Origin of the sequence: Marinobacter lutaoensis (assembly GCF_001981305.1) — a bacterium.
Taxonomy (GTDB): domain Bacteria; phylum Pseudomonadota; class Gammaproteobacteria; order Pseudomonadales; family Oleiphilaceae; genus Marinobacter; species Marinobacter lutaoensis.
The window spans coordinates 328,951-355,729 of record NZ_MSCW01000001.1 but is presented as its reverse complement, the minus strand read 5'-3'; the positions used below and the strand labels follow the sequence as shown (position 1 = coordinate 355,729).

At 62.8% G+C, this 26,779-nt stretch carries 24 protein-coding genes and 1 pseudogene; 8 read left to right on the top strand and 17 right to left on the bottom strand.

All coding sequences use genetic code 11. The features are described from left to right. Positions 1-7: 7 nt before the first annotated feature. Positions 8-722, bottom strand: a pseudogene (locus BTO32_RS01635) (IS110 family transposase). A gap of 458 nt (positions 723-1,180) precedes the next feature. Between BTO32_RS01635 and dusA the strand changes: the two are divergent. The 5 genes from dusA (at position 1,181) to BTO32_RS01610 (ending at position 5,752) form a co-directional block, all read left to right on the top strand. Next, positions 1,181-2,239, top strand: coding sequence for a tRNA dihydrouridine(20/20a) synthase DusA (gene dusA / locus BTO32_RS01630; protein ID WP_076722695.1), 1,059 nt, complete (start codon positions 1,181-1,183; stop codon positions 2,237-2,239). A gap of 119 nt (positions 2,240-2,358) precedes the next feature. Next, positions 2,359-3,327, top strand: a complete 969-nt coding sequence (tal, locus tag BTO32_RS01625; RefSeq protein ID WP_076722694.1) for a transaldolase — start codon at positions 2,359-2,361, stop codon at positions 3,325-3,327. Between the two features lie 34 nt (positions 3,328-3,361). Beyond that, complete coding sequence (locus BTO32_RS01620; protein WP_076722693.1) at positions 3,362-3,811, top strand: tellurite resistance TerB family protein; 450 nt, start codon at positions 3,362-3,364, stop codon at positions 3,809-3,811. Positions 3,812-3,830: 19 nt separating this feature from the next. After that, positions 3,831-4,958 (top strand): 3-deoxy-7-phosphoheptulonate synthase, encoded by a 1,128-nt coding sequence (locus BTO32_RS01615; RefSeq protein WP_076722692.1) that lies wholly within the window; start codon positions 3,831-3,833, stop codon positions 4,956-4,958. Next, a complete protein-coding gene (locus tag BTO32_RS01610) occupies positions 4,955-5,752 on the top strand; it encodes a glycerophosphodiester phosphodiesterase (RefSeq protein ID WP_076722691.1) in 798 nt (265 codons plus the stop codon). Before BTO32_RS01615 ends, BTO32_RS01610 begins: the two co-directional genes overlap by 4 nt. Before the next feature lie 18 nt (positions 5,753-5,770). On the opposite strand, the gene sthA is transcribed toward BTO32_RS01610, so the two are convergent. The 10 genes from sthA to BTO32_RS01560 form a co-directional block, all read right to left on the bottom strand. Further along, the gene (sthA, locus tag BTO32_RS01605) at positions 5,771-7,162 is read right to left on the bottom strand and encodes a Si-specific NAD(P)(+) transhydrogenase (RefSeq protein ID WP_076722690.1); all 1,392 of its coding nucleotides are present in this window, start codon (positions 7,160-7,162) and stop codon (positions 5,771-5,773) included. A 62-nt stretch (positions 7,163-7,224) separates the two neighbouring features. Continuing rightward, positions 7,225-7,473, bottom strand: a complete 249-nt coding sequence (gene nqrM / locus BTO32_RS01600; RefSeq protein ID WP_076722689.1) for a (Na+)-NQR maturation NqrM — start codon at positions 7,471-7,473, stop codon at positions 7,225-7,227. A gap of 12 nt (positions 7,474-7,485) precedes the next feature. After that, on the bottom strand, positions 7,486-8,535 hold the full coding sequence (locus tag BTO32_RS01595; RefSeq protein WP_076722688.1) for an FAD:protein FMN transferase: 1,050 nt from the start codon (positions 8,533-8,535) through the stop codon (positions 7,486-7,488). 9 nt (positions 8,536-8,544) lie between these two features. Next, positions 8,545-9,771: an NADH:ubiquinone reductase (Na(+)-transporting) subunit F gene (gene nqrF, locus BTO32_RS01590; RefSeq protein WP_076722687.1), complete on the bottom strand. Its 1,227-nt coding sequence runs from the start codon at positions 9,769-9,771 to the stop codon at positions 8,545-8,547. A gap of 37 nt (positions 9,772-9,808) precedes the next feature. After that, positions 9,809-10,417 carry an NADH:ubiquinone reductase (Na(+)-transporting) subunit E gene (nqrE, locus tag BTO32_RS01585; RefSeq protein WP_076722686.1) on the bottom strand — a complete coding sequence of 203 codons (609 nt, stop codon included), beginning with the start codon at positions 10,415-10,417 and terminating at the stop codon, positions 9,809-9,811. Then, entirely contained in the window at positions 10,417-11,082 is a 666-nt protein-coding gene (locus BTO32_RS01580; protein WP_076722685.1) for an NADH:ubiquinone reductase (Na(+)-transporting) subunit D, read from the bottom strand. The genes nqrE and BTO32_RS01580 overlap by 1 nt, the downstream gene beginning before the upstream one ends. 2 nt (positions 11,083-11,084) lie before the next feature. Beyond that, positions 11,085-11,888, bottom strand: coding sequence for a Na(+)-translocating NADH-quinone reductase subunit C (locus BTO32_RS01575; RefSeq protein ID WP_076722684.1), 804 nt, complete (start codon positions 11,886-11,888; stop codon positions 11,085-11,087). Beyond that, entirely contained in the window at positions 11,881-13,089 is a 1,209-nt protein-coding gene (locus BTO32_RS01570; RefSeq protein WP_076722683.1) for an NADH:ubiquinone reductase (Na(+)-transporting) subunit B, read from the bottom strand. The genes BTO32_RS01575 and BTO32_RS01570 overlap by 8 nt, the downstream gene beginning before the upstream one ends. A 4-nt stretch (positions 13,090-13,093) precedes the next feature. Next, positions 13,094-14,440, bottom strand: coding sequence for a Na(+)-translocating NADH-quinone reductase subunit A (locus tag BTO32_RS01565; protein WP_076722682.1), 1,347 nt, complete (start codon positions 14,438-14,440; stop codon positions 13,094-13,096). Between the two features lie 333 nt (positions 14,441-14,773). After that, positions 14,774-16,243 carry a glyceraldehyde-3-phosphate dehydrogenase gene (locus BTO32_RS01560; protein ID WP_076722681.1) on the bottom strand — a complete coding sequence of 490 codons (1,470 nt, stop codon included), beginning with the start codon at positions 16,241-16,243 and terminating at the stop codon, positions 14,774-14,776. Positions 16,244-16,426: 183 nt separating this feature from the next. Here BTO32_RS01560 and mfd point away from each other — a divergent pair, with 183 nt between their 5' ends. Then, complete coding sequence (gene mfd / locus BTO32_RS01555; protein ID WP_076722680.1) at positions 16,427-19,945, top strand: transcription-repair coupling factor; 3,519 nt, start codon at positions 16,427-16,429, stop codon at positions 19,943-19,945. Positions 19,946-19,975: 30 nt separating this feature from the next. Next, positions 19,976-20,719: a CsiV family protein gene (locus BTO32_RS01550; protein ID WP_245820232.1), complete on the top strand. Its 744-nt coding sequence runs from the start codon at positions 19,976-19,978 to the stop codon at positions 20,717-20,719. On the opposite strand, the gene BTO32_RS01545 is transcribed toward BTO32_RS01550, so the two are convergent. Genes BTO32_RS01545 through BTO32_RS01525 form a run of 5 tightly spaced genes read right to left on the bottom strand, consistent with a single transcriptional unit; the run spans position 20,694 to position 24,868 of the window. Next, the gene (locus BTO32_RS01545) at positions 20,694-21,479 is read right to left on the bottom strand and encodes an S-methyl-5'-thioinosine phosphorylase (RefSeq protein WP_076722678.1); all 786 of its coding nucleotides are present in this window, start codon (positions 21,477-21,479) and stop codon (positions 20,694-20,696) included. The genes BTO32_RS01550 and BTO32_RS01545 overlap by 26 nt on opposite strands. 1 nt (position 21,480) lies before the next feature. Continuing rightward, entirely contained in the window at positions 21,481-22,662 is a 1,182-nt protein-coding gene (locus BTO32_RS01540; RefSeq protein ID WP_084206739.1) for a mechanosensitive ion channel family protein, read from the bottom strand. Beyond that, positions 22,655-23,191 carry a L,D-transpeptidase gene (locus BTO32_RS01535; protein ID WP_076722677.1) on the bottom strand — a complete coding sequence of 179 codons (537 nt, stop codon included), beginning with the start codon at positions 23,189-23,191 and terminating at the stop codon, positions 22,655-22,657. Before BTO32_RS01535 ends, BTO32_RS01540 begins: the two co-directional genes overlap by 8 nt. 60 nt (positions 23,192-23,251) lie before the next feature. Further along, the gene (locus BTO32_RS01530) at positions 23,252-23,929 is read right to left on the bottom strand and encodes a TetR/AcrR family transcriptional regulator (RefSeq protein WP_076722676.1); all 678 of its coding nucleotides are present in this window, start codon (positions 23,927-23,929) and stop codon (positions 23,252-23,254) included. Between the two features lie 60 nt (positions 23,930-23,989). Next, entirely contained in the window at positions 23,990-24,868 is an 879-nt protein-coding gene (locus BTO32_RS01525; protein WP_076722675.1) for a hypothetical protein, read from the bottom strand. A gap of 172 nt (positions 24,869-25,040) precedes the next feature. Here BTO32_RS01525 and BTO32_RS01520 point away from each other — a divergent pair, with 172 nt between their 5' ends. Beyond that, positions 25,041-25,685: a riboflavin synthase subunit alpha gene (locus BTO32_RS01520; protein ID WP_076722674.1), complete on the top strand. Its 645-nt coding sequence runs from the start codon at positions 25,041-25,043 to the stop codon at positions 25,683-25,685. Here BTO32_RS01520 and BTO32_RS01515 read toward each other — a convergent pair. After that, a complete protein-coding gene (locus BTO32_RS01515; RefSeq protein ID WP_076722673.1) occupies positions 25,634-26,779 on the bottom strand; it encodes a class I SAM-dependent methyltransferase in 1,146 nt (381 codons plus the stop codon). The two genes, BTO32_RS01520 and BTO32_RS01515, sit on opposite strands and share 52 nt — an antisense overlap.

Below are 26,779 nucleotides of genomic sequence, written 5' to 3'. Positions count from 1 at the left end.
CCATAAATTAGGCCACTTTCTCCCGCCATGGCTCTTGGTTTTTGATCATGGTATTGAGCACCACAATCATCTTTCTCATGCAGGCGATGAGGGCGACTTTGGGGATCTTTCCCTGAGATTTCAGGTGTTCATAAAAGCGTTTGAACACCGGGTTGCACTGAATGGATGAGAGCATAGCCATGAACATCACGGTGCGGACTCTGTGGCGGCCACCTCGTATTCTTCGTTTGCCATTGAGCTTGCCGCTGTCCCGGTTGATCGGGGCTACGCCAACGAGTGCAGCGATCTCCTTGCGGTTCGACGAACCGAGTTCCGGAAGTTCACTCAGGAAGGTGTAGGCAAGGACCTTTCCGACACCAGGCACGCTGGTCATGATTCAGTGTGGCGGCATACTGCGCGATGACCTGGGCATCAATTCGGTCGGTTTTGGCGAGCACGCCAATGGCCTGAGCGTAACGTCGAACGCTGATGGGATTGACGACAATGATTGGCAGACCGACTTGGTGGCAGGCTTGAACCAGAGCGTGTTCATACCGACCGGATGCTTCAACAACGATGCGCTCGATCTCGTAGTTTTTGAGGATTTGGACGAGGCGCCGAATGTGAGCTTTGGTATTTGGAATGGTATAGAACTGACCGGAGGGGTGAAGGGCGATGTCCAGATTGGCTTTACCGACATCGACACCGACATTGACTGGGATTTGGATTTCCGAGTTTTTCATAATAAGCTGACTCTGCCTTGCTATACGGGCTCGAGGCCCCGATGACTGTTCGAGTTATCGCTTGAGAGTCATGCAGCGCTACGCACTTGTTATCGGTCTCTCGAAAGAAGAGCCGTCGCTCAATCGAGCTGCTGCATGAAGGCCCCCAGCGGCCACTGGGGGTGGGCCTCAATTTACCCAAACACGGAAGAAATTATCCATACAAGGCCATCGAGGTTGTTCCGGGATCATTGAACCACTACACCGCGTTCCTGGAGCTCCAACGCGCAACGGACTGCCCAACCTTTCGCCAAAGCCTTACGGTCATAGGTTCGGCTTTCCTGATAGACTATTCTCCCCTTCAGTTTGATGCGTAGGTCTGCACGGGTACGGGCAATGATTGAGGCCACGGTGCTACACGCCCTTTCCTGTAGGATTTTTGTAGCACCAATAGTAAAAATGGGTAAAACGGGCAATAAATGATCGACAACCGTGACGCAGAAAAGACAGGAAATTCCGCGAGAAGCGGCGTAAAACCTGGCTCGGAGCCCTCCCGCCGCTTCTGCGTGGCCCCGATGATGGACTGGACCACGCCCCACTTCCGCTACCTCGCCCGGATCCTGAGCCGGCGGGCACTGCTGTATACGGAAATGGTCACCACCGGCGCACTGATTCACGGCGATGCCGGTCGCTTCCTCCGCTATCACCCATCCGAACATCCGCTGGCACTGCAGCTGGGCGGCAGCGATCCGAAAGAACTGGCCTACTGTGCCCGTCTTGCCGAGCAGCACGGCTATGATGAGGTCAACCTGAACGTGGGCTGCCCCAGCGACCGGGTCCAGAATAACCTGATCGGTGCCTGCCTGATGGCGCACCCGGGCCGGGTAGCGGAATGCGTTGCGGCCATGCGCGAGTCCACCGATCTGCCGGTCACCGTCAAGCACCGCATCGGCATCAACGGCCGGGACTCTTGGGACGCCTTGTGTGAATTCATGGAAACGGTCGCCGCCGCGGGTTGCCGGACCTTCATCGTACATGCCCGCATCGCCATTCTGGAAGGTCTGAGTCCCAAGGAGAACCGGGAGATTCCGCCGCTCAAGTACGACTGGGTATATCGTCTGAAGGCACGCTACCCCCACCTGGAAATCGTCATCAACGGCGGCATCCGGAGCCTTGCCGAGTGCCACGAGCACCTGCATCACACCGACGGTGTCATGGTCGGACGCGAGGCATACCAGAACCCTTGGTTGCTGGCCAGCGTTGATCCGGAGCTGTTTGACGATCCGGCACCGATGGCCAGCCGCCAGGACGCCCTTCGGGCCATGTTTCCCTTCATTGAGGCGGAGCTTGCCCGGGGCGTTCCCCTGAACCACATGACCCGACACCTGCTGGGCCTATTCCACGGAGTGCCCGGCGGCCGCCAGTTCCGCCGGCACCTGAGCGAGCACGCACACCGCCCCGGCGCCGGCCTGGCCACCCTGGAAACCGCCCTGGCCAAGGTCCACACGGATGGCACCAGGGCGCCGATCTCGGCCTGACACCGGCCCCACGGCTGTCTTGTTCCTGTCAGACCGGCCCGCTATTGTAGGGAATGCACGACCGCCCGGGAGATGGGCCTGCCCGACCGATTCAGACGCGCAAGGGGAAGACAGGACGCATGAGCAACAAACTGGAACAACTCAAGACCATGACCACCGTGGTCGCCGACACCGGCGATCTGGATGCCATTGCCCAGTGGCGGCCTGAGGACGCCACCACCAACCCCTCCCTGCTGCTGAAAGCGGCCGCCTCGGAAGCCTACCGACCGATGCTGGACCAGGCCGTAACGGAAGCCCGTCGCATGGGCGGCTCCGATGCCGAGCAGTTGGCCATCGCTACGGACCTGCTGGCGGTACTGGCCGGCCGGGAAATCCTGGGACTGGTGCCCGGACTGGTCTCCACCGAAGTGGATGCCCGCCTGTCATTCGATACCCGGGCCACAATCGACCGGGCCCGTCGACTGGTCGGGTTCTATGACCGCCTCGGCGTTGATACCGGCCGGGTCCTGATCAAGGTGGCCGCGACCTGGGAAGGTATCCGTGCCGCCGAGCAACTGGAAAAGGAAGGCATTCGCTGCAACCTGACCCTGCTGTTCTCGTTCATCCAGGCCGTCGCCTGTGCCGAGGCCGGCGCCTTCCTGATCTCGCCCTTCGTCGGCCGAATTCTGGACTGGCACTTGGCCAACAGCGGCCGCACCAGTATCCCCGCCGAGGAAGACCCTGGCGTGGTGTCGGTCACCCGTATCTACAACTACTACAAGGCCCGGGGGTTCGATACCGTGGTGATGGGCGCCAGTTTCCGCAACACCGGTGAAATCGAAATGCTGGCCGGCTGCGATAAACTCACCATCAGCCCCGCCCTGCTGCAGGCGCTTCGGGACGACCACGGCGAGCTGCCCCGGCGCCTGTCCCCGGATGCCGCCCGCACCGAGGACACTCTGGCCGGACTCGATGAACGCGCGTTCCGCTGGGCGTTGAACGAAGACGCCATGGCAACCGAGAAGCTGGCGGAGGGCATTCGCCGCTTTGCCGCGGACCAGGTAACCCTCGAACATCAGGTCCGGGAACTGGCCCGGGTCGGCGGCTGACCCCCACACGAATCGACGGGAGCAACACCACGCCATGATCGAACGCCTGAAAAAGTGGTTCGCCGGCGACGGCGAGTCGCCGACTCAACCCGATGCACACCAGCTCGCGGTGGCCGCCACCGCCCTGATGGTGCAGCTGTCCAGGGTGGACAACGACGAAGACGAGGCCGAACTTGCCACCATCGTCGAGTGCGCGGCCCGGACCCACGGAATCGGCCCGGAGGAGGCCGAGGAGATCCTGAGCGACGCCCTCGCCCATGCCAGCGACGCCACCTCTCTGTACCAGTTCACCGGACAGATCAACGACCACCTGGACCAGGCCGCAAAGCAGACACTGCTGGAAAACATCTGGCGGGTCGCCTTCGCGGACGGCCGCATCGACAAGTACGAAGAACACCTTATTCGCCGCATCGCGGACCTGCTGCATCTTAATCACCGCGAATACATGCAGGCACGGCACCGGGCCGAGGCCCAGAGCGGATAGGCAGCCCCAAGGAGACATCATGCTAGCCATTCTTCACCCCAACACCGCGCTGGACAGCGACGCCTACCGTCAGACCCTGGAGTATCTGGAAAACCTGCCGGGGGTTTCGGTTCGGGTGCACGAGGTTCAGGGGGCCCGTCAGCGGCTCACGGAAATCTATCTGCTGGGGGACACCAAATCGCTGGACAAGGAGGAAATCGAAGCCCTGCCGGCGGTGGAGCGGGCCATCCGCATCTCCGACGACTACCGGATCCTGGGCCGGCACAGGGACGACCGCCGCCTGAGCGGTTTCACCTACAACGGGGTCGAATTCAGCCAGGACAATCTCAACGTCTTTGCCGGCCTGTGCGCGGTGGATGTCCCCGAGCACGTGGAAATCCTCATGCAGGCCCTGGAAGACAACGGCCAGGTCTGCACCCGCATGGGCGCCTACAAGCCCCGCACCAACCCCTACTCCTTCCAGGGCCATGGCAAGGGCTGCCTGCCCTGGGTGTTCGAGAAGGCCGGCAAGCATGGCATCAAGGTGATCGCCATGGAGATCACCCATGAAAGCCACATTGAGGAAATCGACACCTGCCTGGAAAAACTGGGCCGCCCCACCGGGGTCATGCTGCAGGTGGGCACCCGCAACACCCAAAACTTCGAGCTGTTGAAGGCGATCGGCCGGCAGAATACCTATCCGGTACTGCTCAAGCGGGGCTTCGGGATCACCCTCAACGAGTCCCTGAACGCCGCCGAATACCTGGCCAGCGAGGGCAATGCCCATGTTGTGTTCTGCCTGCGGGGCATGAAAACCGAGGCCGGCCAGCCGCACCGGAACATGGTGGATTTCGCTCATGTCCCTACCGTCAAACGCCTCACCCGGATGCCGGTGTGCATTGATCCGTCCCACTCCGTGGGCAGCCGCGACCAGGCTCCCGATGGCATACTGGACGTCATGCACGCCACCGCCCAGGGGGTGATCGCCGGCGCCAACATGGTGCTGGTGGATTTCCACCCGAAACCGGAAAAGGCACTGGTCGATGGTCCCCAGGCCCTGCTGATGCACGAACTGCCGGCCTACCTGGAAGACATCCGACTGTGCCACGACACCTGGAAGCAGCGCCAGGCCCTGTATCAACGCATCAAGGACGCTGAATCCCCATGATCGTCTACGGACACCGGGGCGCCAAGGGCGAAGCCCCCGAAAATACCCTGCCGGGCTTCATTCATGCCTATCGCCATGGCATCCGACATTTCGAACTGGATCTGGTGCTGTCCAAGGAAGGCGTGCCGGTGCTGGTGCACGACCTGACGGTGGACCGGACCACCAGTTCCAAGGGGGGCGTTCGGAAGTTCACCACCGAGGAGCTGGCGGACATGGATGCGCGCCGAAACACCAGTTCCTGGCCCACCAAGACGGGCATTCCGACCCTGGAATCCCTACTCGACCTGTTCAGTGATTTGGAGCACCTGCAGCTGGAGGTCAAGAAGGACAACCGCCAGCGCCTCAACATCCTGTGCAACCGCCTGACCGAGATCATCCAGCGCCGTCACCTGTACCGCCAGGCGGCCGTCACCTCAGCCGACCCCTGGTTTCTCAAGGAGATCCGGCGCCGCGACCGCAACATCCGGATCGGCCTGGTGGCCGAGCGCCGGTTTCCCAACCCTCTGAACACGGCGATCCGTCTCGGCTGTGAGTACTTCTGCGTCAACTGGAAAATCGTCAGTCCGGAGATGGTGGAAACGGCTCACCGACGGAACATGCACGTCTCCACCTGGACCGTGAACCGGATCCACGACATGCTGCAGCTGGAAGCCATGGGTGTGGACAGTATCATCACCGATTACCCGACCAGCAGCCGGATGTTTTTCGACAACCGGGCCCGCGCCCTGCTTAACCTGCCGATGCAAGGGCGGGAAAACCCCAGCGGCCTGGAGCCGGACAGCGCCCGGGCCTGAGCCCCGGACGCCCCCGGATCAGAAGATCCGGTTCAGGCCGTTCAGAGCCGCCACCCGGTAGGCCTCGGCCATAGTGGGGTAATTGAAGGTGGTGTTGATGAAGTAATTCAGGGAGTTGGCCTCCCCTTCCTGATTCATGATCGCCTGGCCGATATGGACGATCTCCGCTGCCTGGTCGCCAAAACAGTGGATGCCCAGAATCTGGCGGGTTTCCCGGTGGAACAGGATCTTCAGCATACCCACCGCTTCACCGGTGATCTGGGCCCGGGCCAAGTCTTTGAAGAACGCCTGGCCCACTTCATAAGGCACCTTCGCTTCCGTCAGCTCACGCTCGGTCTTACCCACCGAGCTGATTTCCGGAATGGTGTAGATCCCGGTCGGCACGTCCGAGACAAACCGGAAGTATTCATCCTTGACGATGTCCGACGAGGCCGACCGGCCCTGGTCGTAGGCGGCGCTGGCGAGGCTCGGCCAGCCGATCACATCGCCAACCGCATAGATGTGCTCCACCTCGGTCCGGTAGTGTTCGTCCACCGCCAGCTGGCCCCGGCCGTTCGGCACCAGGCCGATGTTCTCCAGTCCCAGGTTGTCGGTGTTCCCGGTGCGGCCATTGCACCAGAGGAAGGCGTCGGCTCGGATTTTTTTACCGGACTGCAGGGACAGCACCACGCCATGGTCATCCCCCACCACCGACTCGTACTGCTCGTTGTGGCGTACCAGCACCCCGTTGTTGCGCAGGTGATAGCTCAGGGCATCGGAAATTTCATCGTCGAGGAACGACAGCAGACGGCTGCCGGGGTTGATCAGGTCCACCTTGACACCCAGGCCGGCAAAGATGGACGCATATTCGCACCCGATCACACCGGCCCCGTAAATGATCAGGGTTCGGGGGGTGTGGGACAGTTTCAGGATGGTATCGGAATTGTAGATGCGGTGATGGCGGAAATCGACGTCGGGCGGCAGGTAGGGACGGGAACCGGTGGCAATGATGGCCTGCTTGAAGTGCAGGGTCTCGACCGACTTGTTGCCCCGGATTTCCAGGCGATGCGCATCCAGAAAAGCCGCCCGGCCGTTGATCAGATCCACCCGGTTGCGGGCGTAGAACTGGGTGCGCAGCTTGACCTGCTTGCCGATCACCTTCTGGGCGTTCTGCAACACCCGTGGAAAGGAAAACCAACGCGGCTCGCCGATGTCCCGGAACATCTGATTGGTGTTGAAAGTGATGATCTGTTTTACGGAATGGCGCAGCGCCTTGGACGGAATCGTGCCCCAGTGGGTGCAGTTGCCGCCCACCGTGGGCTTGTCCTCGATGATCGCGACCCGCTTGCCGTGCTTCGTCGCATTCATCGCCGCCCCCTCGCCGGCCGGACCCGCGCCGATAACGACGACGTCGTAATGATGTTCTGCCATGCGCGCAGTGACTCCCTATCTACGTCGTGAAAATACGCTTGTGCTCAATGACCGACACTGGCTCAGTGGCGACCGGTCTTGGTGGCGTCGTACGCCAGATCATCGGCGACGCGCTCCTCGTGCTCCCGCCGCTCGTTCTCTTCCTTACACTTTCGGGTATCGCCGCCACAGATTTCACAGCTGGCGCTGATGCCCAGGGCACCGATACCGCCACAGGTGCCACTGATCGGCTTGCGCCCGAACATAACCCCGATGGCCATGCCAGCGACCACCAGGATGACAATCAACAGAGCCAGGAGAAAGGTTCCCATGATGCCCCTCCTTTATTGAACCGAATAGGATGAAAACGCCGGTGTCTGGTGCGTCTCAAACCCGTCTTTCGTTCTGACAATGAAATACGCCGGAATGTTCTCCCGGGTTGCCAGGGCAGCCGCTTTTTCATACCCCATCACATCAAAGCCGGTGGCCAGGGCATCCGCCGTCATGCAGTCGTCGGCGATCACCGTGACCGACGCCAGATTGTGGGTGATGGGCCGACCGGTCGCCGGATCAATGGTATGGGAATACCGGTGCCCGTCCGATTCGTAATAGTTACGATAGTCCCCGGAGGTTGCCATGGCCTTTCCGGTCAACGCAACCACCCGGTTCACCTGGCGGCTTTCCGACACCGGCTGTTCGATGGCCAAACGCCAGGCGTCACCGTTGGGCTTGCGCCCGCGTACCCGGACCTCACCACCGATTTCCACCAAGTAGGCGGCCACACCTTCACCGTCGAGATAGCGGGCCACCACATCGACGCCATAGCCCTTGGCGATGGCCGACAGGTCGATGTACTGGGCCGGATTCGCCCGGACCGCCGGCGGATCCGCCCGCAACTCCAGTTTCTCGTAGCCGGTGCGCGCCAGCATCGTGGCCAGTTCCGCCTCGTCGGGTACATGCTCGGGCCGGGCCTCCGGCCCGAAGCCCCAGAGGTTTACTACCGGGCCGATGGTCACGTCGAATGCTCCATCGGTCAGGCGCGAGACCTCCTGAGCCTTGGCCAGCACCTCGTACAGCGGCTCGGACACGCTCACCCACCGGGACTGGTCCTCGAGCCGATTGAGGCGGGACAGCTCGGAATCCTCGCGCCAGGTGGACATGGCCGCATCCACGGTTTCCAGTGCCTGCTCGATCCCCTCGGCCAGGGGCTCGAGACGTGATTCGTCCCCCGCCAGCACCACGTTGATGTGGTACGTGGTGCCAAAGACCGCGCCGGAGATCTCCCAGACTTTTTCTTCAGGTTCAAACGAACAACCCGCCAGGGCCGCCAGGGCCAGCGTCACGAAGACGCTGGCCAGGACCACCCTGACGGGTTGTGGCATGCGGGATGTCATCGGTTTCGATCAGCCCCCGAAGTCGTCCAGCATGATGTTTTCGTCCTCGACACCAAGATCCTTCAGCATCTTGATGACCGAAGCGTTCATGATGGGCGGCCCACACATGTAGAACTCGCAGTCTTCCGGTGCGGGATGGTCCTTCAGGTAGTTTTCATACAGCACATTGTGGATGAAACCGACCGGACCGTCCCAGTTATCCGTGGGCAGCGGATCGGACAACGCCACGTGCCATTCGAAGTTCTCGTTCTCTTCGGCCAGCTGGTTGAAGTCCTCCACGTAGAACATCTCGCGGACACTCCGGGCACCGTACCAGAAGCTGATCTTGCGCTTGGTCTTGATGCGCTTGAGCTGGTCGAAGATGTGAGACCGCATCGGCGCCATACCGGCCCCGCCGCCGATGAAGACCATCTCGGCGTCGGTGTCCTTGGCGAAGAACTCGCCGAACGGCCCCATCACGGTCACCTTGTCGCCAGGCTTCAGGTTGAACACGTAGGACGACATGACACCGGGCGGATAGTCGGTTCCGGGCGGCGGCGTCGCGATCCGGATGTTGAACTTGAGCAGGCCCCGCTCTTCGGGATAGTTGGCCATCGAGTAGGCGCGCACGGTCGGCTCTTTGTTGACCGCCTTGTAGCGCCACAGGTTGTGCTTGTCCCAGTCCTCGCGGAATTTCTCCTCGATGTCGAAATCCTTGAACTCGATTTCATAGGGAGGACATTCCAGCTGGACATAGCCGCCGGCACGGAAGTCCACTTCCTCGCCTTCCGGCAGTTTCAGCACCAGTTCCTTGATGAAGGTGGCGACGTTGTGGTTGGAGATGACCTCGCACTCCCACTTCTTGACGCCGAAGAACTCCTCGGGAACCTCGATTTTCATGTCCTGCTTCACCGGCACCTGGCAGGACAGGCGCCAGCCCTCCCGCTCCTCGCGGTTGGTGAAGTGGGTCTTTTCCGTGGGCAGCATGGCACCGCCGCCTTCCAGCACCTTGCACTTGCACTGCGCGCAGGTACCGCCGCCGCCACAGGCGGACGACAGGAAAATGCCATTGTTGGCTAGGGTCCCCAGCAGCTTGCCACCGGCGGCCGTCTTGATGGTGTGCTCGGGGTCGTCATTGATTTCGATGGTCACATCACCGGTGCTTACCAGCCTGGAACGGGCCGCGAGAATGATCGCGACCAGCGCCAGAACGATCACGGTGAACATGACCACGCCGAGAATGATTTCTGTATTCATGGTCTCGCCTTTTCGTTGAACCGAATCACCGGGTGCGTTACAGGGAGATGCCGGAGAAGGACATGAAGCCCAGCGACATCAGACCGACCGTGATGAAGGTGATGCCCAGGCCCCGCAGACCCTCGGGAACATCGCTGTACTTGAGCTTTTCGCGGATCCCGGCCAGCGCCACGATCGCCAGGGCCCAGCCCAGACCGGCGCCAAAGCCGTACACGATGCTCTCACCGAAGGTGTAGTCCCGCTCCACCATGAACAGGGAAGCCCCCATGATGGCGCAGTTCACCGTAATCAGCGGCAGGAACACACCCAGCGCGGCATAGAGCGACGGGATGTACTTGTCCAGAACCATTTCCATGATCTGAACGATCGCCGCGATCACGCCGATGTAGGTCAGCAGCCCGAGGAAGCTCAGGTCGACATTGGGCAGACCCGCCCAGGCCAGGGCGCCCTCGCGCAGGATGCCGTTGTACAGCAGGTTGTTGACCGGAACCGTGACGGTCAGCACCACAACCACGGCGATACCCAGGCCAATGGCGGCCTCGATCTTCTTGGAGATGGCCAAGAAGGTGCACATCCCCAAGAAGAATGCGAGCGCCATGTTTTCAACGAAGATGGCCTTGATGGCCAGACTGATATAGTGCTCCATCAGAAGGCCTCCTTGGCTTTATGGCGAGACAGTTTGTACTCGGGAGCCTCCACCTGCTCCGGCTTCCAGGAACGCAGCCCCCAGATCGCCAGGCCGATGATGAAGAACGCACTCGGCGGCAGCAGCAGCAGACCGTTCGGGACGTACCAGCCACCCTCGTTGACGGTCGGCAGCAGGGAGAAGCCGAACAGCGAGCCGGCCCCCAGCAGTTCCCGGAAGAAAGCCACGAACAGCAGCATGGCGGAATAGCCGAGGCCGTTGCCGATGCCGTCCAGGAAGCTCAGCACGGGGCCGTTCTTCATGGCGAAGCCTTCGGCCCGGCCCATAACGATGCAGTTGGTGATGATCAGACCAACGAACACCGACAGCTGCTTGGAAATTTCATAGGCGTAGGCCTTGAGCAACTGGTCCACCACGATCACCAGCGAGGCGATGATGGTCATCTGCACGATGATCCGGATGCTGGCGGGAATCTGGGTACGGACCAGGGAGACGGCCAAGCTCGAGAACGCCGTAACCGCGGTCACCGACAGGCACATGACGATGGTCACGTTCAGGCTGGTGGTGACCGCCAGGGCGGAGCAGATCCCCAGGATCTGCAGGCCGATGGGGTTGTTGTTGAAAATCGGTTCAAAGAGAACCTGTTTGGCTGATGTGTCTGCCATGATCAGACCTCCCCTTGACGAAGTTTCTGGAGGAACGTCGCGTACCCACGTTCACCCAGCCAGTAGTTGATCAGATGCTCGACACCGCGGCTGGTCAGGGTGGCCCCGGACAGGGCATCCACCTTGTGCTCCTTGTCGGGCGCGTTGGCATCCACACCGCCCTTGACCAGACGAATCTGCGGCTTGGTCATGTCGTCCTCGTAGACTTTCTTGCCCACCCACTGTTGCTTCCAGCGGGGGTTGTCCACTTCGCCGCCCAACCCCGGCGTTTCGGCGTGGGAATAGAACCCCAGGCCCTCGATGGTGTTCAGGTCACCTTCCAGCGAAATGAAGCCGTACAGGGTGGACCACAGGCCGTAACCGTGCACCGGCAGCACCACCCGCTTGAGCTTGCCGTTTTCGGTCAGGGTGTAGACCTTGGCAATGTTCGGGCGCCGCTTGATGCCCGCTACGTCCTCGGATGCCGGGATGCTGGTGGACAGCTTCGGATCCGAGGCCGCTTTGTACATGTCGAACTTCATCGGATCCTCGACACCCACCGCCGACGGCTCGACGTACTCCCCAGTATCAAGGTCCACGAGACGAACATCAAACCTGGAGAACAGCTCCTCGATCTGCTCGGCGCTGGCCCCCGCCGGCAGCATGCCCGCAGCGGAGAGAATGTTGGTCTTTATGTCCAGGCTCTGGTTTTTCACCTGCGCCGGTTTCAGCATGACCGCCGCCGTGGATACCACGACGGAGAACACGATGCTCAGCACCAGCGCGACGATCAGGGTTCTGGAGACGGTTTCTTTTGCTTTAGCCACGAGCAAGCCTCCGTTTGATGTTGGCCTGAACCACGAAGTGGTCGATCAGCGGCGCGAACAGGTTGGCGAACAGAATCGCCAGCATGATGCCTTCCGGGAAGGCGGGGTTGACGACACGGATCAGTACCGTCATCACACCGACCAGGATACCGAAGCACCAGCGTCCGGTGTTGGTCATGGACGCGGACACCGGATCCGTTGCCATGAACATCATGCCGAAGGCAAAGCCGCCAATCACCAGGTGCCAGTGCGCCGGCACTTCGAACATCGGGTTGGTGTCGGAGCCGACCAGGTTGAGTAGCAGGGACATACCGATCATGCCAATCATGACACCGCCGACAATGCGGTAGGAGGCAATCTTCATGACCAGCAGGATGATGCCACCGATCAGGATGGCCAGGGTGGAGGTCTCGCCGATGGACCCCTGGATGGTACCCAGGAAGGCATTCATCCAGCCAATCTGGTCCTGCAGCGCCTGCACGCCACCGGAGGCGGCCCAGCTCAGGGCGGTGGCGCCACTGAAGCCATCCACGGCGGTCCATACCGTGTCACCGGAAATCTGCGCCGGATAGGCGAAGTACAGGAAGGCACGACCGGTCAGGGCTGGGTTCAGGAAGTTCTTGCCGGTACCACCGAACACTTCCTTGCCGATCACAACCCCGAAGGTAATGCCCAGAGCCACCTGCCAAAGCGGGATGGTCGGCGGGCAGATCAGCGCGAACAGCACCGAGGTAACGAAGAAGCCTTCGTTAACTTCGTGCCGGCGAACCGTGGCGAACAGCACTTCCCAGAAACCGCCCACCACGAAGGTCACGAAGTAGATCGGCACGAAGTAGGCCATGCCATACACGAAGTTGTCCCAGAGGCCGGCGCCGGCACCGGTCACCGCGAGGGCTTCGATAAAGGCCTGACGCAGACCACCGTCCGCCACCATGGCGTCCGGATTCGCGGCCAGGAAGCTGTTGGCCTGGTAGCCGATGTTCCACATGCCGAAGAACATCGCCGGGAAGGTGCACAGCCACACGGTGATCATGATGCGTTTGAGGTCGACGCCGTCGCGCACGTGGGCCGTGGTGGAGGTTACCTTGCCAGGTGTGTAGAAAATGGTGTCGATGGCCTCGTACAGCGCGTACCAGCGCTCGTACTTGCCACCCTTCTCGAAGTGATGCTCGATGCCATCGAGAAACTGTCGGATTGCCATCGTATTAGCCCTCGATCTCGATTCGGGTCAGGTTCTCGCGGAGAATCGGACCGTATTCATATTTGCCGGGGCACACGAAGGTGCACAACGCCAGGTCCTCTTCGTCCAGCTCCAGAACGCCCAGCTTCTGTGCCATTTCGGTGTCACCCACGATCAGCGCGCGCAGCAGCTGCGTCGGCAGGATGTCCAGGGGCATGACGTCTTCGTACACACCCACCGGCACCATGGCCCGCTCACTGCCGTTGGTGGTGGTGGTGAAGTCGAATTGCTTGCGCCCCATCAGCCGGGACAGATAAATGTTGAGCACCGAGAACTTGTCGGTACCCGGCGACAGCCAGCCCATGAACTCGCGCTTGGTGCCCTCTTCCAGCACCGACACCTGATTGGCAAAACGCCCCAGGTAGGCACAAGGCCCTTCGCCACGCCGCCCACCGAACACCGATCCGGAAATGATGCGGACATCGCAGTCGGTAGCGACTTCGCCGTCCAGCAGCTCCGGCAGGCTGGCGCCAAGACGGGTGCGGACCAGGCGGGGTTTCAGTGCCTTGGGACCGCCGATGGCAACAATCCGTTCCACCGGCACTTCGCCGGTCACGAACAGCTTGCCGATGTCGATCACGTCCTGATAGTTGATGGACCAGACCGTCTTGGTGGCCGACACGGGATCCAGATAGTGAATGTGGGTACCCACGTTGCCCGCCGGATGCACGCCGTCGAAGTGATGGACCTCGATGTTGTCCGCCTTGGGCACGGATACGCCGGCGTCGGGCTTGCCGGTGACGAACACCTTGCCGTTGGTGAGTTTGGCGATGAGCGTCAGGCCATTCTCGAAGGCCTTGGCATTTTCAGCGATGATGACGGTCGGATCCGCGGCCAGCGGGTTGGTGTCCATGACCGACACGAAAATGGAATGCGGAGTGGTGTCAATCGCCGGTACTTTACTGTAAGGACGGGTCCGGAACGCCGTCCACAAGCCGGACTCGACCAGGTTATCGACCACCTGCTGGCGCTCCAGCCCGGCCAGGTCGGCCTCGTCATAGCGAGCGTAGGTTTCCGCCTCATCACCATCGATCTCGATGACGACGGACTGGAACACACGGCGCTCTCCTCGATTGATTTCCTTGACCACGCCCGCGGCGGGGGATGTGTAGCGAACGCCTTCGGTCTTCTTGTCCGTGAACAGCAGCGACCCGCGCTTGACACGGTCCCCCTCTTTCACAGCCATCGTCGGCTTCATGCCGTTGTAGTCAAAGCCGATCAACGCCACATGGCGAACGGGTTTGCCGTCAGTAATGGTCTGTTCGGGAGCGCCGCTGATGGGAAGATCCAGGCCTTTCTTGATTTTGATCATTTAGCCTCATCCAATCATCAGAAACTATTGTGGATTTGTCACGCCCAGCCCCTGCGGCCCAGGTTTCCTAGCCGGAATGCACCGCAATGGTTGCACCTTATGGTACGAACGCCTCCGCGCAAGCGGCCAGCCAACGTTCGACGCAGGAAATGATGAGAAACGGGGTGCCAGACATACCCAAAATCGCGCCAATTATAGAGATTAAGGAAACCTATTTCCACCAGAAAGGAAACGCCTTTCCCGGCGATCCCGCACGGCCGGGACCATAAAAAACCCCCGGTGGCGACGGCCACCGGGGGTTTTCGGATCCTCCCGCCCTATCCGGGGCGGCGATCAGTCGCGGGCCCGTTTCGGGAAAATCGGATAGGTCACGCCCGCCATCTGGTTGACGCAGCGAATCACCTGCGCACTGTAACCAAACTCGTTGTCGTACCAGACGTACAGCACCAGGCGCTTGCCGTTGGCAATGGTGGCCTGAGCGTCCACGATACCGGCGTGCCGGGAACCCACGAAGTCGGAAGACACCACCTCCGGCGAGTTCACAAAGTCGATCTGCTTTTGCAGCTCGGAGTGCAGCGCCATATCCCGCAGGTAGTCGTTCACCTCATCGGCGGTCACGTCCTTGCGCAGGTTCAGGTTCAGAATCGCCATGGACACGTTCGGCGTCGGCACTCGGATGGCGTTGCCGGTCAGCTTGCCTTTCAGCTCCGGCAGCGCCTTGGCCACCGCCTTGGCGGCGCCGGTCTCGGTGATCACCATGTTCAGCGGCGCGCTGCGCCCCCGGCGACTGCCCTTGTGGTAGTTGTCGATCAGGTTCTGGTCGTTGGTGTAGGAGTGCACCGTCTCGACGTGACCGTCCTCGATACCGTACTCGTCGTTGATGGCCTTCAGCACCGGCGTGATGGCATTGGTGGTACAGGACGCCGCGGACAGGATCTTGTCGTCATCGGTGATGGTGTCATTGTTGATACCATACACAATGTTCTTGATGTTGCCCTTGCCCGGCGCAGTCAGAATAACGCGGCTGACCCCCTTGGACTTCAGGTGCAGACCCAGCCCTTCCTCATCCCGCCATTTGCCGGTGTTGTCGATCACGATCGCGTTGTCGATGCCGTACTGGGTGTAATCGACCTGATCCGGACCGTCGGAGTAAATCACCTTGATGTAGTTGCCGTTGGCGATCAGTGCGGAACCTTCCTGGTCAACGGTAATGGTGCCGTCGAACGGACCATGCACGGAATCACGCCGCAACAGGCTGGCACGCTTCTCCAGGTCGTTCTCCGCGCCCCCCTTGCGCACCACGATGGCACGCAGGCGCAGGTTGTTACCGCCGCCGGCCTTCTCGATCAGGATGCGGGCCAGGAGTCGACCGATCCGGCCGAAGCCGTACAGCACCACGTCCTTGGTGTGCTGGTGCGAATTCGCCTCGGACTGGGCCGCGTACTGACCCACCACCGGACCGATCTCGCGCTTGAGGAACTCGACCAGATCACCGCCCTCAGCCTTGTACTTGACCGCGAGCTTACCAATGTCGATGTGGGCGCGGCCCAGCTCGAGCTTGTCCATCGCTTCCAGGATCGGCAGAGTGTCATGGACGGACAGCTCCTTGTCCTCGACCTGACGCACGAACCGGTGAGCACGAATGATGTCGATCACCGACTGGTTGATGATGGCGCGCCCATACACGGAGGTAACCACGTTGTTCTTGCGGTACAGACGGCCGATCAGCGGAATCATGGCTTCCGCGGTGGACTCCCTCTCCGTCCAGTTAGACAGGTACTGATTGATCTGATCGTGACTCACGGTTGCAACCTCTGCTGTGAATAGCGGTGGTAAAAATTTTGGGCGCACATTATCCAATTTATCGTAGCCCACGGCAAATGCGAGCGGCCCGTGCTCGGCCGCCATGACACCGCCACCCCCGGACGCTAGAATACGCCGCTTGTCCACGACCGACAGCCAACCAGCAGGAGCCGAAGAACCGTCATGAGCGCAGGCCCGTCATCGTCCACCACGCCCCTGATCGCCCCGGCCGCCCCCACGCGCCCGGCCGACCACCGTCGCTGGGGACAACTGCACGGCAGCAGCGATGCCCTGGCCATCTGCGAAAGCGCCCGGGCCCACGATGGCCTGACGCTGGTGATCACCCGCAGTACCGAAGACGCCATGCGCCTGGAGCAGTCGCTTCGGTTCTTTCTCGGCCTGCCCCAAGACAGCGACGGTCGTACCGACAACGGCCCGGAATTGCTGTCGCTGCCAGACTGGGAAACCCTGCCCTACGACCTGTTCTCACCGCACCAGGACATCACCTCCCGACGCATCCGTACCCTGCACCGGCTGCCGGCGACCCGCCATGGCTTGCTGGTGGTGCCGGCACGGACCCTAATGCACCGGCTGCCGCCGGTCAGTTACCTCCAGGGCAACACCCTGATCCTGGAGGTGGGCCAGGCCCTACACATCGACACTTGGCGCCAGCAGCTGGAGGCGGCCGGTTACCGGCATACCGACAACGTCTACGAGCATGGCGAGTACGCCGTCCGGGGCGCAATCCTCGATATCTTCCCGATGGGGGCCGAACGGCCCTACCGGATTGACCTGTTCGACGACGAAATCGAAACCCTACGCACCTTCGATCCGGAAACCCAGCGGTCCATCGACCAGATCGAGCGCATTGAGCTGCTGCCGGCCTATGAGTTCCCCTGGCACAAGGAGGCCCGCTCCGGTTTCCGCAACCGCTGGTTCGAACACTTCCCCAACGCCGACAAGGATGCCCCGGTCTATCAGGACGTCAGCCACGCCATCACGCCGCCGGGCATCGAGTATTACCTGCCGCTGTTCTTCGACGAAACCGCCACCCTGTTCGACTACCTGCCCCGGAACACACTGGTGTTCACCGCCGAGGGGTTGAACGAAGCCGTGGCACAGTTCGATGCGGAAACCCGAAGCCGCTACGAGGAACGACGGCACGACCGGCTACGGCCGATCCTGCCGCCGGCCGAGCTGTTCCTGCTGCCGGACGAGCTGTTCGGCCACCTCAAGGCCTACCCACGAGTCACCCCAAGCAGCGCGCCGGCGGACGGCGCCGGCAGCCATAACTGCGACACCCAGCCCCTGCCGAACGTCGCCATGGACGGACGTGCGGCGGACCCTGCCGGCCGGCTCCGGAACTTCCTGCAGGAGTTCGGCGGCCGGGTCCTGATCGGCGCCGAATCCTCGGGGCGCCGCGAGGCGCTGCTGCAGGATCTGAAGGCGTATGGCCTGGCCGCGGCCACTGTCGCGGACTGGCACGGATTCCTGCACCAGGACAGCTGCCGACTGGGCATCACCATCGCGCCCCTGGAACAAGGGCTGGTACTGCCGACACACCGGCTGGCACTGGTGACGGAAACGGCGCTGTTCGGCGAACGGGTGCTGCAACGCCGGCGCCGGGAAAAACCCACCGAAGTGAACGACGCCGGCTACCGCGACCTGTCGGAGCTGCGCGTCGGTGCGCCGGTGGTACACATCGACCACGGGGTGGGCCGCTATCTGGGACTGGAAACCCTGACCGTCGACGGCGACGCCAACGAGTTTCTGACACTGGAGTATGCCGGCGGCGCCAAGTTGTACGTCCCCGTGTCCAGCCTGCACCTGATTTCCCGGTACACCGGCGCGGACGTCGACAACGCGCCCCTGCACAAGCTCGGCACCGACCGCTGGAGCAATACCAAGCAGAAGGCCCTGGAAAAGATCCGCGACACCGCGGCGGAGCTGCTGGACATTTACGCCCGCCGGGAAGCCCGCAAGGGCTTCCAGTTTGAGGACCCGAAAGAGGCGTACCGTGCCTTCGCCGCCGGCTTCCCGTTCGAGGAAACCCCGGATCAGGAGGCGGCCATCCAGGCGGTGTTCGAGGACATGACCAGCGAACGGCCAATGGACCGCCTGGTCTGCGGCGATGTCGGCTTCGGCAAGACCGAAGTGGCCATGCGCGCTGCCTTCCTGGCCACTTGGTCCGGCAAGCAAGTGGCCGTGCTGGTGCCCACCACTCTGCTGGCCCAGCAGCACTATGAATCCTTCCGGGACCGTTTCGCCGACACCCCGGTGCGGGTGGAGCTGCTCAGCCGTTTCCGCACCGCCGGCCAGACCAGCAAGGCCCTGGAGGCCGTTGAAAGCGGCCAGGCCGACATCGTCATCGGAACCCACAAGCTGCTGCAGGGCGACGTCCGGTTCAAGAACCTGGGACTGGTCATCATCGACGAAGAACACCGCTTCGGCGTGCAGCAGAAAGAAAAACTGAAGGCCCTGCGGGCGGAGGTGGACATGCTGACCCTCACCGCCACCCCGATTCCACGCACCCTGAACATGGCCATGGGCCACCTGAGGGACCTGTCCATCATTGCCACCCCGCCGGCCCGGCGCCTGTCGGTAAAAACCTTCGTGCGCCAGCGCGACGAGGCCATGATCAAAGAAGCCATCCTGAGGGAGATCCTGCGCGGCGGCCAGGTGTACTACCTACACAACGACGTGGCCACCATCGAGAAGGCCGCCGAGGACCTGCGCCGGTTGATTCCGGAGGCGCGCGTCGGGGTCGCCCATGGCCAGATGCGCGAACGCCAGCTGGAGCAGATCATGTCGGACTTTTACCACAAGCGCTTCAATGTGCTGGTGTGCACCACCATCATCGAGACCGGCATCGACATCCCCAGCGCCAACACCATCATCATTGAGCGGGCGGACAAGTTCGGCCTGGCCCAGCTGCACCAGCTGCGGGGCCGCGTTGGACGTTCCCATCACCAAGCCTATGCCTACCTGCTGACGCCCCCGCCACGCAGCCTCAGCGCCGACGCCCGGAAGCGGCTGGACGCCATCGCGGAAGCCCAGGATCTCGGCGCCGGCTTCATGCTGGCCACCCACGACTTGGAAATCCGCGGTGCCGGCGAACTGCTGGGCGAAGAGCAGAGCGGGCAGATCGAAAGTATCGGTTTCACCCTCTACATGCAGCTGCTGGACGAGGCGGTGAAGGCGATCCGTGAGGGCCGCACCCCCAACGCCGACCTGCCCCTGAGTCACGGCACCGAAATGAACCTGCGGATCCCCGCGCTGATCCCCGAGGACTACCTGCCGGATGTGCACAACCGCCTGATGCTGTACAAGCGCATCGCCAGCGTCAGCGATGCCGAAGCATTAAAAGAACTTCAGGTGGAAATGATCGATCGCTTCGGTCTGCTGCCCGAACCCGCCAGGAATCTGATCCGTCAGACCGAGCTCCGGCTCAAGGCCGAAGCGCTGGGCATCGTCAAAGTGGACGCTGGCAAGGAATGGACCCGTTTCGAGTTCGGCGGCTCGACGCCGGTGGATCCGCTGATCCTGGTTAAAAAAGTGCAATCCGCGCCCGATCAGTACCGACTCGAAGGCGCCAACAGTTTCCGTTTCCGGCTGAAGGACAGTTCCGCCAGTGGTAAACTCGACGGCATTTCACGCATGCTTGACGAACTGTCGCCGGCACCTGCGAACGCCGGTGCCTGAGATTGGAACATGACCCAGGGAGACTCTCCGTTGCAACCAACCGCTCACAGCCTGCGCGCCCTGGCCACCTGTGCCCTTGTCCTGGTGGCCCTTGTGTTCCCGGCGGGGAACGCCTCGGCCCAGTCGGCGCAAGCCGTGCCCGATGACTACTACCGGGCGGAATTTGTCATTTTCGAACGCATTGTCGACCCGGAGACCCTTGATGAACGGATGGCAGGCCGGGAGATCGCGCCCACCACGCCTCCGGGAGATACCCTCTGGGCGGTATCCGAACAGGGAGAGGTCACCACCACGCTGAACCTGGCTCCGGAACAGGATCTGTACCTGAAGACGGCAGCCCAGCGTCTGGAACGGAGCGGACGCTACCGGGTCCTGATGACGGCGGGCTGGTATCAGTCGTTCCCTCCGGACTATGAAGGCCCGCCCCTCAGGGTTGCTCTGGGCGACTGGATCGCCGGCGCCGGACAGCGGGAAATCGAAGGCACCCTCACCATCCGCCGCCAGCGCTACCTGCATGTTTCCGCCGAACTCAACCACTGGCGGGCCGCCCCGGTATCCACACCCATGCCGGTGGCCGGGCCGGAAGAAACGCCGATGGCCACCGGCGAGGATCCGATGCTGCCGGGCGAGCAGGCCGCACCCGCCCGTACGCCGCTGGAACTGGTCACCTGGATTCGGGAAACCCGCCGGATGCGGAGCGAGGAAATCCACCTGCTGGATTCCCCCACCATCGGCGTGCTGGTGTTCTTCAAGCGGGTCGGGGCAGAGGACTGAGCGCCCCCAGGGAGGCCACCGAGCGCGCCAGAACCCGCTTGACGCCGGACATCCCCTGCTCGATGGCCGCCTCGATCTCGTCCATGGTGATGATGTGGTCGGTCTTGCCGGCCGCCCAGTTCACCACCAGTCCCAGGCAGGCATAACGCATTCCCAGTTCAGCCGCGAGCACGGCCTCCGGCATACCGGTCATGCCCACCAGATCACAACCGTCCCGCTCCATCCGGCGAATTTCCGCCGCCGTCTCCAGCCGCGGCCCCTGGGTCGCGCCGTAGACGCCAAAACCCGAGAATCCAATCGATTCCGCCCGGGCCGCTTCGATCAGCAGCTCACGGGCCTCGCGGTCGTAGGGATAGGTGAAATCAATGTGGGTCACCGAATCCAGTTCCCCCTCAAAGAAGGTGCAGGCCCGCCCCCAGGTGTAATCGATGATCTGGTCCGGAATCACCACATGGGCCGGCCCCATGTCCGGGTGAATGCCGCCCACGGCATTGACGCCCACCACCGTTCGCACCCCGGCCTGGTACAGGGCCATCAGATTGGCCCGATAGTTTACCTGGTGCGGCGGAATCCGGTGGGGGTTGCCGTGACGGGCCAGAAAAATCACCGGCTGACGGTCCAGGGTACCCCGGACCAGAGGCGCGGAGGGTTCGCCCCACTCGGTGGTGACCGCCGACTCCCCCTCGATCCGCAGTCCGGCCAGGGTGGTCAGGCCGGTACCGCCAATGATACCGACCGGCTGAATGGATGATGCCGCCATCTTACGTTTCCTCGGAATGTTCGGGTCGGGTGTCCTTGCCGCCGGGATCGCCGACATCGGCAGTCTGCCCTGTCCCGGCCACCAGGCGGACGCCGTCGGGCAGGTGCAGGGTCCGCGTCGGGAAGGCCACCTCAGCACCGTGCTGTTCGATGATGTCGCTGATCTTCAGCAGGACATCCTGTTTGATTTCATGAAAGCGTACCCAGTCCGTGGTCTTGGTGAAGGTGTATACCATGATGTCCAGCGACGACGCGTTGAACGCCACGAAGTTCACGATCAGCGTCCGCCGGGTGTCGATCTCCTCGTGATGCTCCAGCATGGCACGGATATCCGCCACGATCTCGGGCATCTGCTTCACGTCCGCGTATCGCACGCCGATGGTTTCGTAGATTCGCCGGTTGGTCATGCGCGAGGGGTTCTCGACGGCAATGGTGGTGAAGGCCGCATTGGGCACATAGAGGGGGCGCTGGTCGAAGGTCCGGATGGTGGTGACCCGCCAACCGATGTGCTCCACCGTACCCTCGATGGTGCGGTCCGGGGAGCGGATCCAGTCCCCCACCTTGAACGGCCGGTCCAGGTGCACGATCATGCCGCCGAAGAAGTTGGCCAGCAGATCCTTGGCCGCAAACCCCACCGCGATGCCGCCGACGCCGCCGAAGGCGAGCACGCCCGAAATACTGTAACCGAGGCTTTGCATGGCGATCAGAACCGCCGTGATGATCACCACGGCCTTGGACAACTTGCTCACCGCGTTGACGGTGGTGTAGTCCATCGGTTTCTGCATCTTCAGCGGCGACGACAGGATCTTTTCCGCTTGCTTGATCAGGCGCAGCAGAGCCCACACCAGCACCCAGATGAAACCGAGCTCCAGCGCCGTCTCGTTGACCTTGAAGATCTCCGCGCCGGAATAGTGATGCGCCACCTCCGCGGCCCAGTACACCCCCTGCAGCCAGACAAACGCCACCACCGGCCGGCGGGCGGCGTGCAGCAAGGCATCGTCCCAGAGATTGCGGGTCTTCTCGAAACGGGCTTCCAGCAACCGGATGACGTGGCTGGCGATATAGGCGACGGTGGCGGTACCGAACACCAGGATGAACACGATCACCCCCACGCGCCAGCCCTGGGACATCAGGCCGAACCCCTCGACCCACCGGTTGAAGGTCGCCAGCAGTGTGTCAATCATCGACTTTCCCGACCGTTATGGATGACTCAGAAATCACGACCGGCAAACCGGGACGGACCCGCTCGAACAGTTCGATCACATCCCGGTTGCGCATGCGAATGCAGCCATGGGACTTGGGCACGCCCATGGGCTCGCTCTCCGGCGTGCCGTGAATGTATATGAAGCGGCGGAAAGTATCGACCCCGCGCCCCCGGTTTTTCCCCGACTCCAAGCCACACAGCCACAGAATCCGGCTGAGAATCCAGTCTCGTTCCGGGTATTGGCGTGCCAGCACGCTGGAGAACACCTCTCCCGTGGGACGCCGGGCGCGAAACACCGCACCCTCGGGCATGCCGGCGCCGATCATGGCGCGGATATAGTGGCGCCCCCTGGGCGTGCAGCCGCTGCCGTCACGCTCCCCCACCCCGTTGCGTGCCGTGGACACCGGGTAGCGGGCAAGCACCCGCTCCCCGTCCGCCATCACGAGAAGGGTCTGGTCGGCGATGGAAATGCGCAGATGATCAACAGCGGGTGACGTCGGTAGGCTCAAGATGGCCGGGCTCCGTGTCCGGGTGAATCCAGACCGGAAGCCTAACCGAGGGCGGCGGGCTCAGGCAACCGGGACCTTGCTGCCCGCCGGCGATACCAGCAGGGTGTCCTCGGCCTGCATGCCCGCCGCCAGGAAGGGCACCAAGCGGGCGGCGATCTCCTGCACCGAGGTTTCCACCCCGGTCTTGTTCTGCAGGATGTCCCGCAGGGCGTCGGAGCTGGACATGGTGAAGGCGGTGGCCCCCAGCATGAACTGGATGCGCCAGTAACGGTCCACAGCGGACAGTTGCGGTGTAGCCGCCTTAAGCAGCCGCATGAAGCGGCTGAACGGCTCGCTGTATTCCTGCTCCAGGAACTTGCGCAGGTGACCCTGGGACTGGGTGTAGGCCAACCCCAACAGACGCATGAAAATGGAGATCCCCTTTTCGTTGCGCTGGGGCATGCGTACGGCGCTTTCCGTCAGGGCCCACAGGGTCTGGTTCAGAGTCGGCGGCTGGTCACCGCAACGCTCCTCGAGTTCATCGAAGGCCTTTTCCAGGGTCGCGGAAAATGGCGTCAGGAAACGGGCGAACACCGCATGGATCAGCGCGTTCTTTGAGCCAAAATGGTAATTGACGGCCGCCAGATTTACTTTAGCCTTGCTGGTAATCATTCGGAGGGAAGTTTCGGAAAAGCCGCGTTCGGCAAACAGCTCTTCGGCTGCGTCCAGGATCCGGTCAACGGTATCAGATTGCGCCATGTTGTTGTCACCGCCTCTAGCAAACGTCTGTTTGAAACATACGTTTGAAGCACGATGATGTCAAGCGCGGGGCTCCGGCTCCGCCGCCACCTGCTCCCAACCCCGATCGATGGCCTGCTGATTACCCTCGAAAAATGCCTGTTGCACCTTGGCATAGGCTTTCTCCGCCTCCAGCAGGAAGATCAGGTACAAGCGCACATGCTCCCGGCGGGTCAGGCTGCGCGGCAGCGCTCGCTGCTCGGATAACCGCACCAGCCCGCTGAACCGCGGGTTTTTCAGCGCCGGGTTGTACTCCGCCATGCCCACACATTGCCAGACCAGCCCCTCCTTGCCTTCCAGGTGAGCGGCGTGACGGCGGGCATCGGCCAGCAGCCGATGGCGCCGGAGCAGCAGATCGAGATAGGACGGACGGGAGGTGTAGACCCGACGGATGGCCGGCAGTCCCAGCAGCAGGATGATCACGAAGGCCCCGAAGCCCCCACCGGCGAGCCAGGCCGGCACAAACCCGGTCAGGCCGCTCAGGAACACCGCCGCCGCCGCCAACGCCCCGGTCAGCCAGAGATCGCGACGACGGCGGGCGGCGGCCAGGGTAAAGTTGTCCGGCCAGTCGTTCATGGCGAGCAGGTTGAAGTCCATCAGCAGCACCCGGTCGCACTGACGCAGCAGCAAGCGCAGGCGCCGCTGCCGGGCGGCGGCGCTGGCCTGGGCGACCTGGCCTGCGTCCCCTTCGTGCCCGTGTCCTTCCGCCTCGTGCTCCGCCGGGGAGTCGGCGGACGCCGCATCCGCGGTCGTCCCGGGTGCGCCGTCATCGGCGACGGTCACCGGAGCCGCCGCCTCCCCGTCCCGGGGTTGCGGCAGAGGATCAGCGGCACGCCCCGGACGCAGCACCGGCTCACGGCTGGCGTCCCGATCCTGGGACGATGAAGTGTGTTCCGCCATCAGGCTCTCAACCTATTGCGCATGGAGTCTATCAATGTATCTGTTTCGGGTATCGGCGAACATGCCCAATCCTTGAGCCCGGCCGCCGGACACTTGGCAAGCCCGGGGCCGGACCGCTATCCTTCGGTCTTTCCGGCAAGGCGCCAGGATTCACCCGCAGTGAGGTCAGGTTATGTTTACAGGCATTGTCCAAGGGATCGCGACCGTGGAGGCGGTCACCGTTCGTCCGGGGCTCAATACACTGGCGATCCGGCTTCCCGAGCACCAGACCCGGGACGTTGCCATCGGCGCCTCCGTCGCTATCAACGGGACCTGCCTGACGGTGACCCGGCAGGAAGGCGCCACCCTGTATTTCGATGCCATGCAGGAAACCCTGAACCGGACCATCCTCGGCCAGCTGGCGCCCGGAGACCGGGTGAACTTCGAGCGGGCCGCCCGTATCGGTGACGAGATCGGCGGCCACCTGCTGTCCGGTCACATCCACACCACCGCCACCGTGGTGGCGATCGAACGGCCGGAAAACAACGTCACGGTCTGGTTCGAACTGCCGGAGGGCTGGAGTCGCTACCTCTTTCCGAAGGGCTTCGTGGCGGTCAACGGCGCCAGCCTGACCATTGGCGAGGTACGCGACAACCGCTTCAACGTGCACCTGATTCCGGAAACCTTGAGGGCGACCACCTTCGGCGAGGCCCAGGTGGGCGACCGGGTCAATATTGAGATCGACAGCCAGACCCAGGCCATCGTCGATACCCTGGCCCGCCTCGGCTACGACCGCCCAGCCTCGAACACCACGAATTTGGGGTCCGCGTCCAGCTGACGGACCCGGCTGAACCACCGGCGCAGGCTCCGGTGATAGCCCAGGTGCCGGTTGCCCACCAACAGCAGGCGGCCCCCGGGCGCCAGCCGTTGCGCCGCCTGGCGGAGCAGCCGCAAGGCGATGTGGTCCCCCACCGCGCCGCCGTCATGGAACGGCGGGTTGAGCAGGATCAGCTCGAACGGCCCTTCCGACCCCGCCAAGCCGTCCTGGTGCAGGAAAGCGGCATCAACCCCGGGGCAGGCCCGGGCCAGGTTATGGCCAGCACTCATCAGGGCCTGGCTGGATACATCCACAAAGGTCGCCATCAGGTCCGGACGCCGGACCAACGCGGAAATCCCCAGAATGCCATTGCCACAGGCCAGATCCAGCATCCGCGCCTGCGGGGGCAGCGCGGCCACCGCCCGGGCCACCCAGGGCAACAACCGACGGGTACCCTGGTCCAGCCGGTCACGGGAAAATACCGCCGGCAATCCCTCGAACGTCAGGCCGTCGTCGAGCCGATAGCCTTTCCAGGTATCCGGCCAGTCCGCCAGACGAGCCTCGCCCCGGCGACAAACCACCACCCTGGCCTTCTTGCGCGCCGGCAGCACCGTGTCAGTCCGGACCGCTTCGGCGAACAGCGCCACGCTGCGGTCGGGCAGGTGCTTGATCATACCACCGGCCAGCAACCGGCCCTGTGCCGCCAGCACACCGTTGAGCCAGCGCAGCAGCCAGCCCAGGTAGTCCGCCTGCCGGGGAATCCTCAGCAGCACCAAGTCGTATGGCCCCGAAGGCGGCGCCCGCCAGTCACTCGGTGCGGCCACCGGCGGGCATCCGGGATTGCGGGCCCGATTCGCGCGCAGGGCCGACGCCAGGGTGGCGTTGTCGGCCACCAGGTCCGGGCGGGCGCGGGCCAAGCCCAGCCCCAAGGCTCCGAAAGCATCGTCCACCACCAGCACCCGCGCATCCGGCTGCTCCCGAAGATAATCATGGGCGGTGTCCAGCAACAACGCATCGGCGGCATCCCAGGCCCTCAGCCCCCGCGCCCCACCAGGCCGGACCAGAGCCAGCACCCCCTCGGGGGTTGGCAGGCTATCGTTGCTCGTTTCGATCAT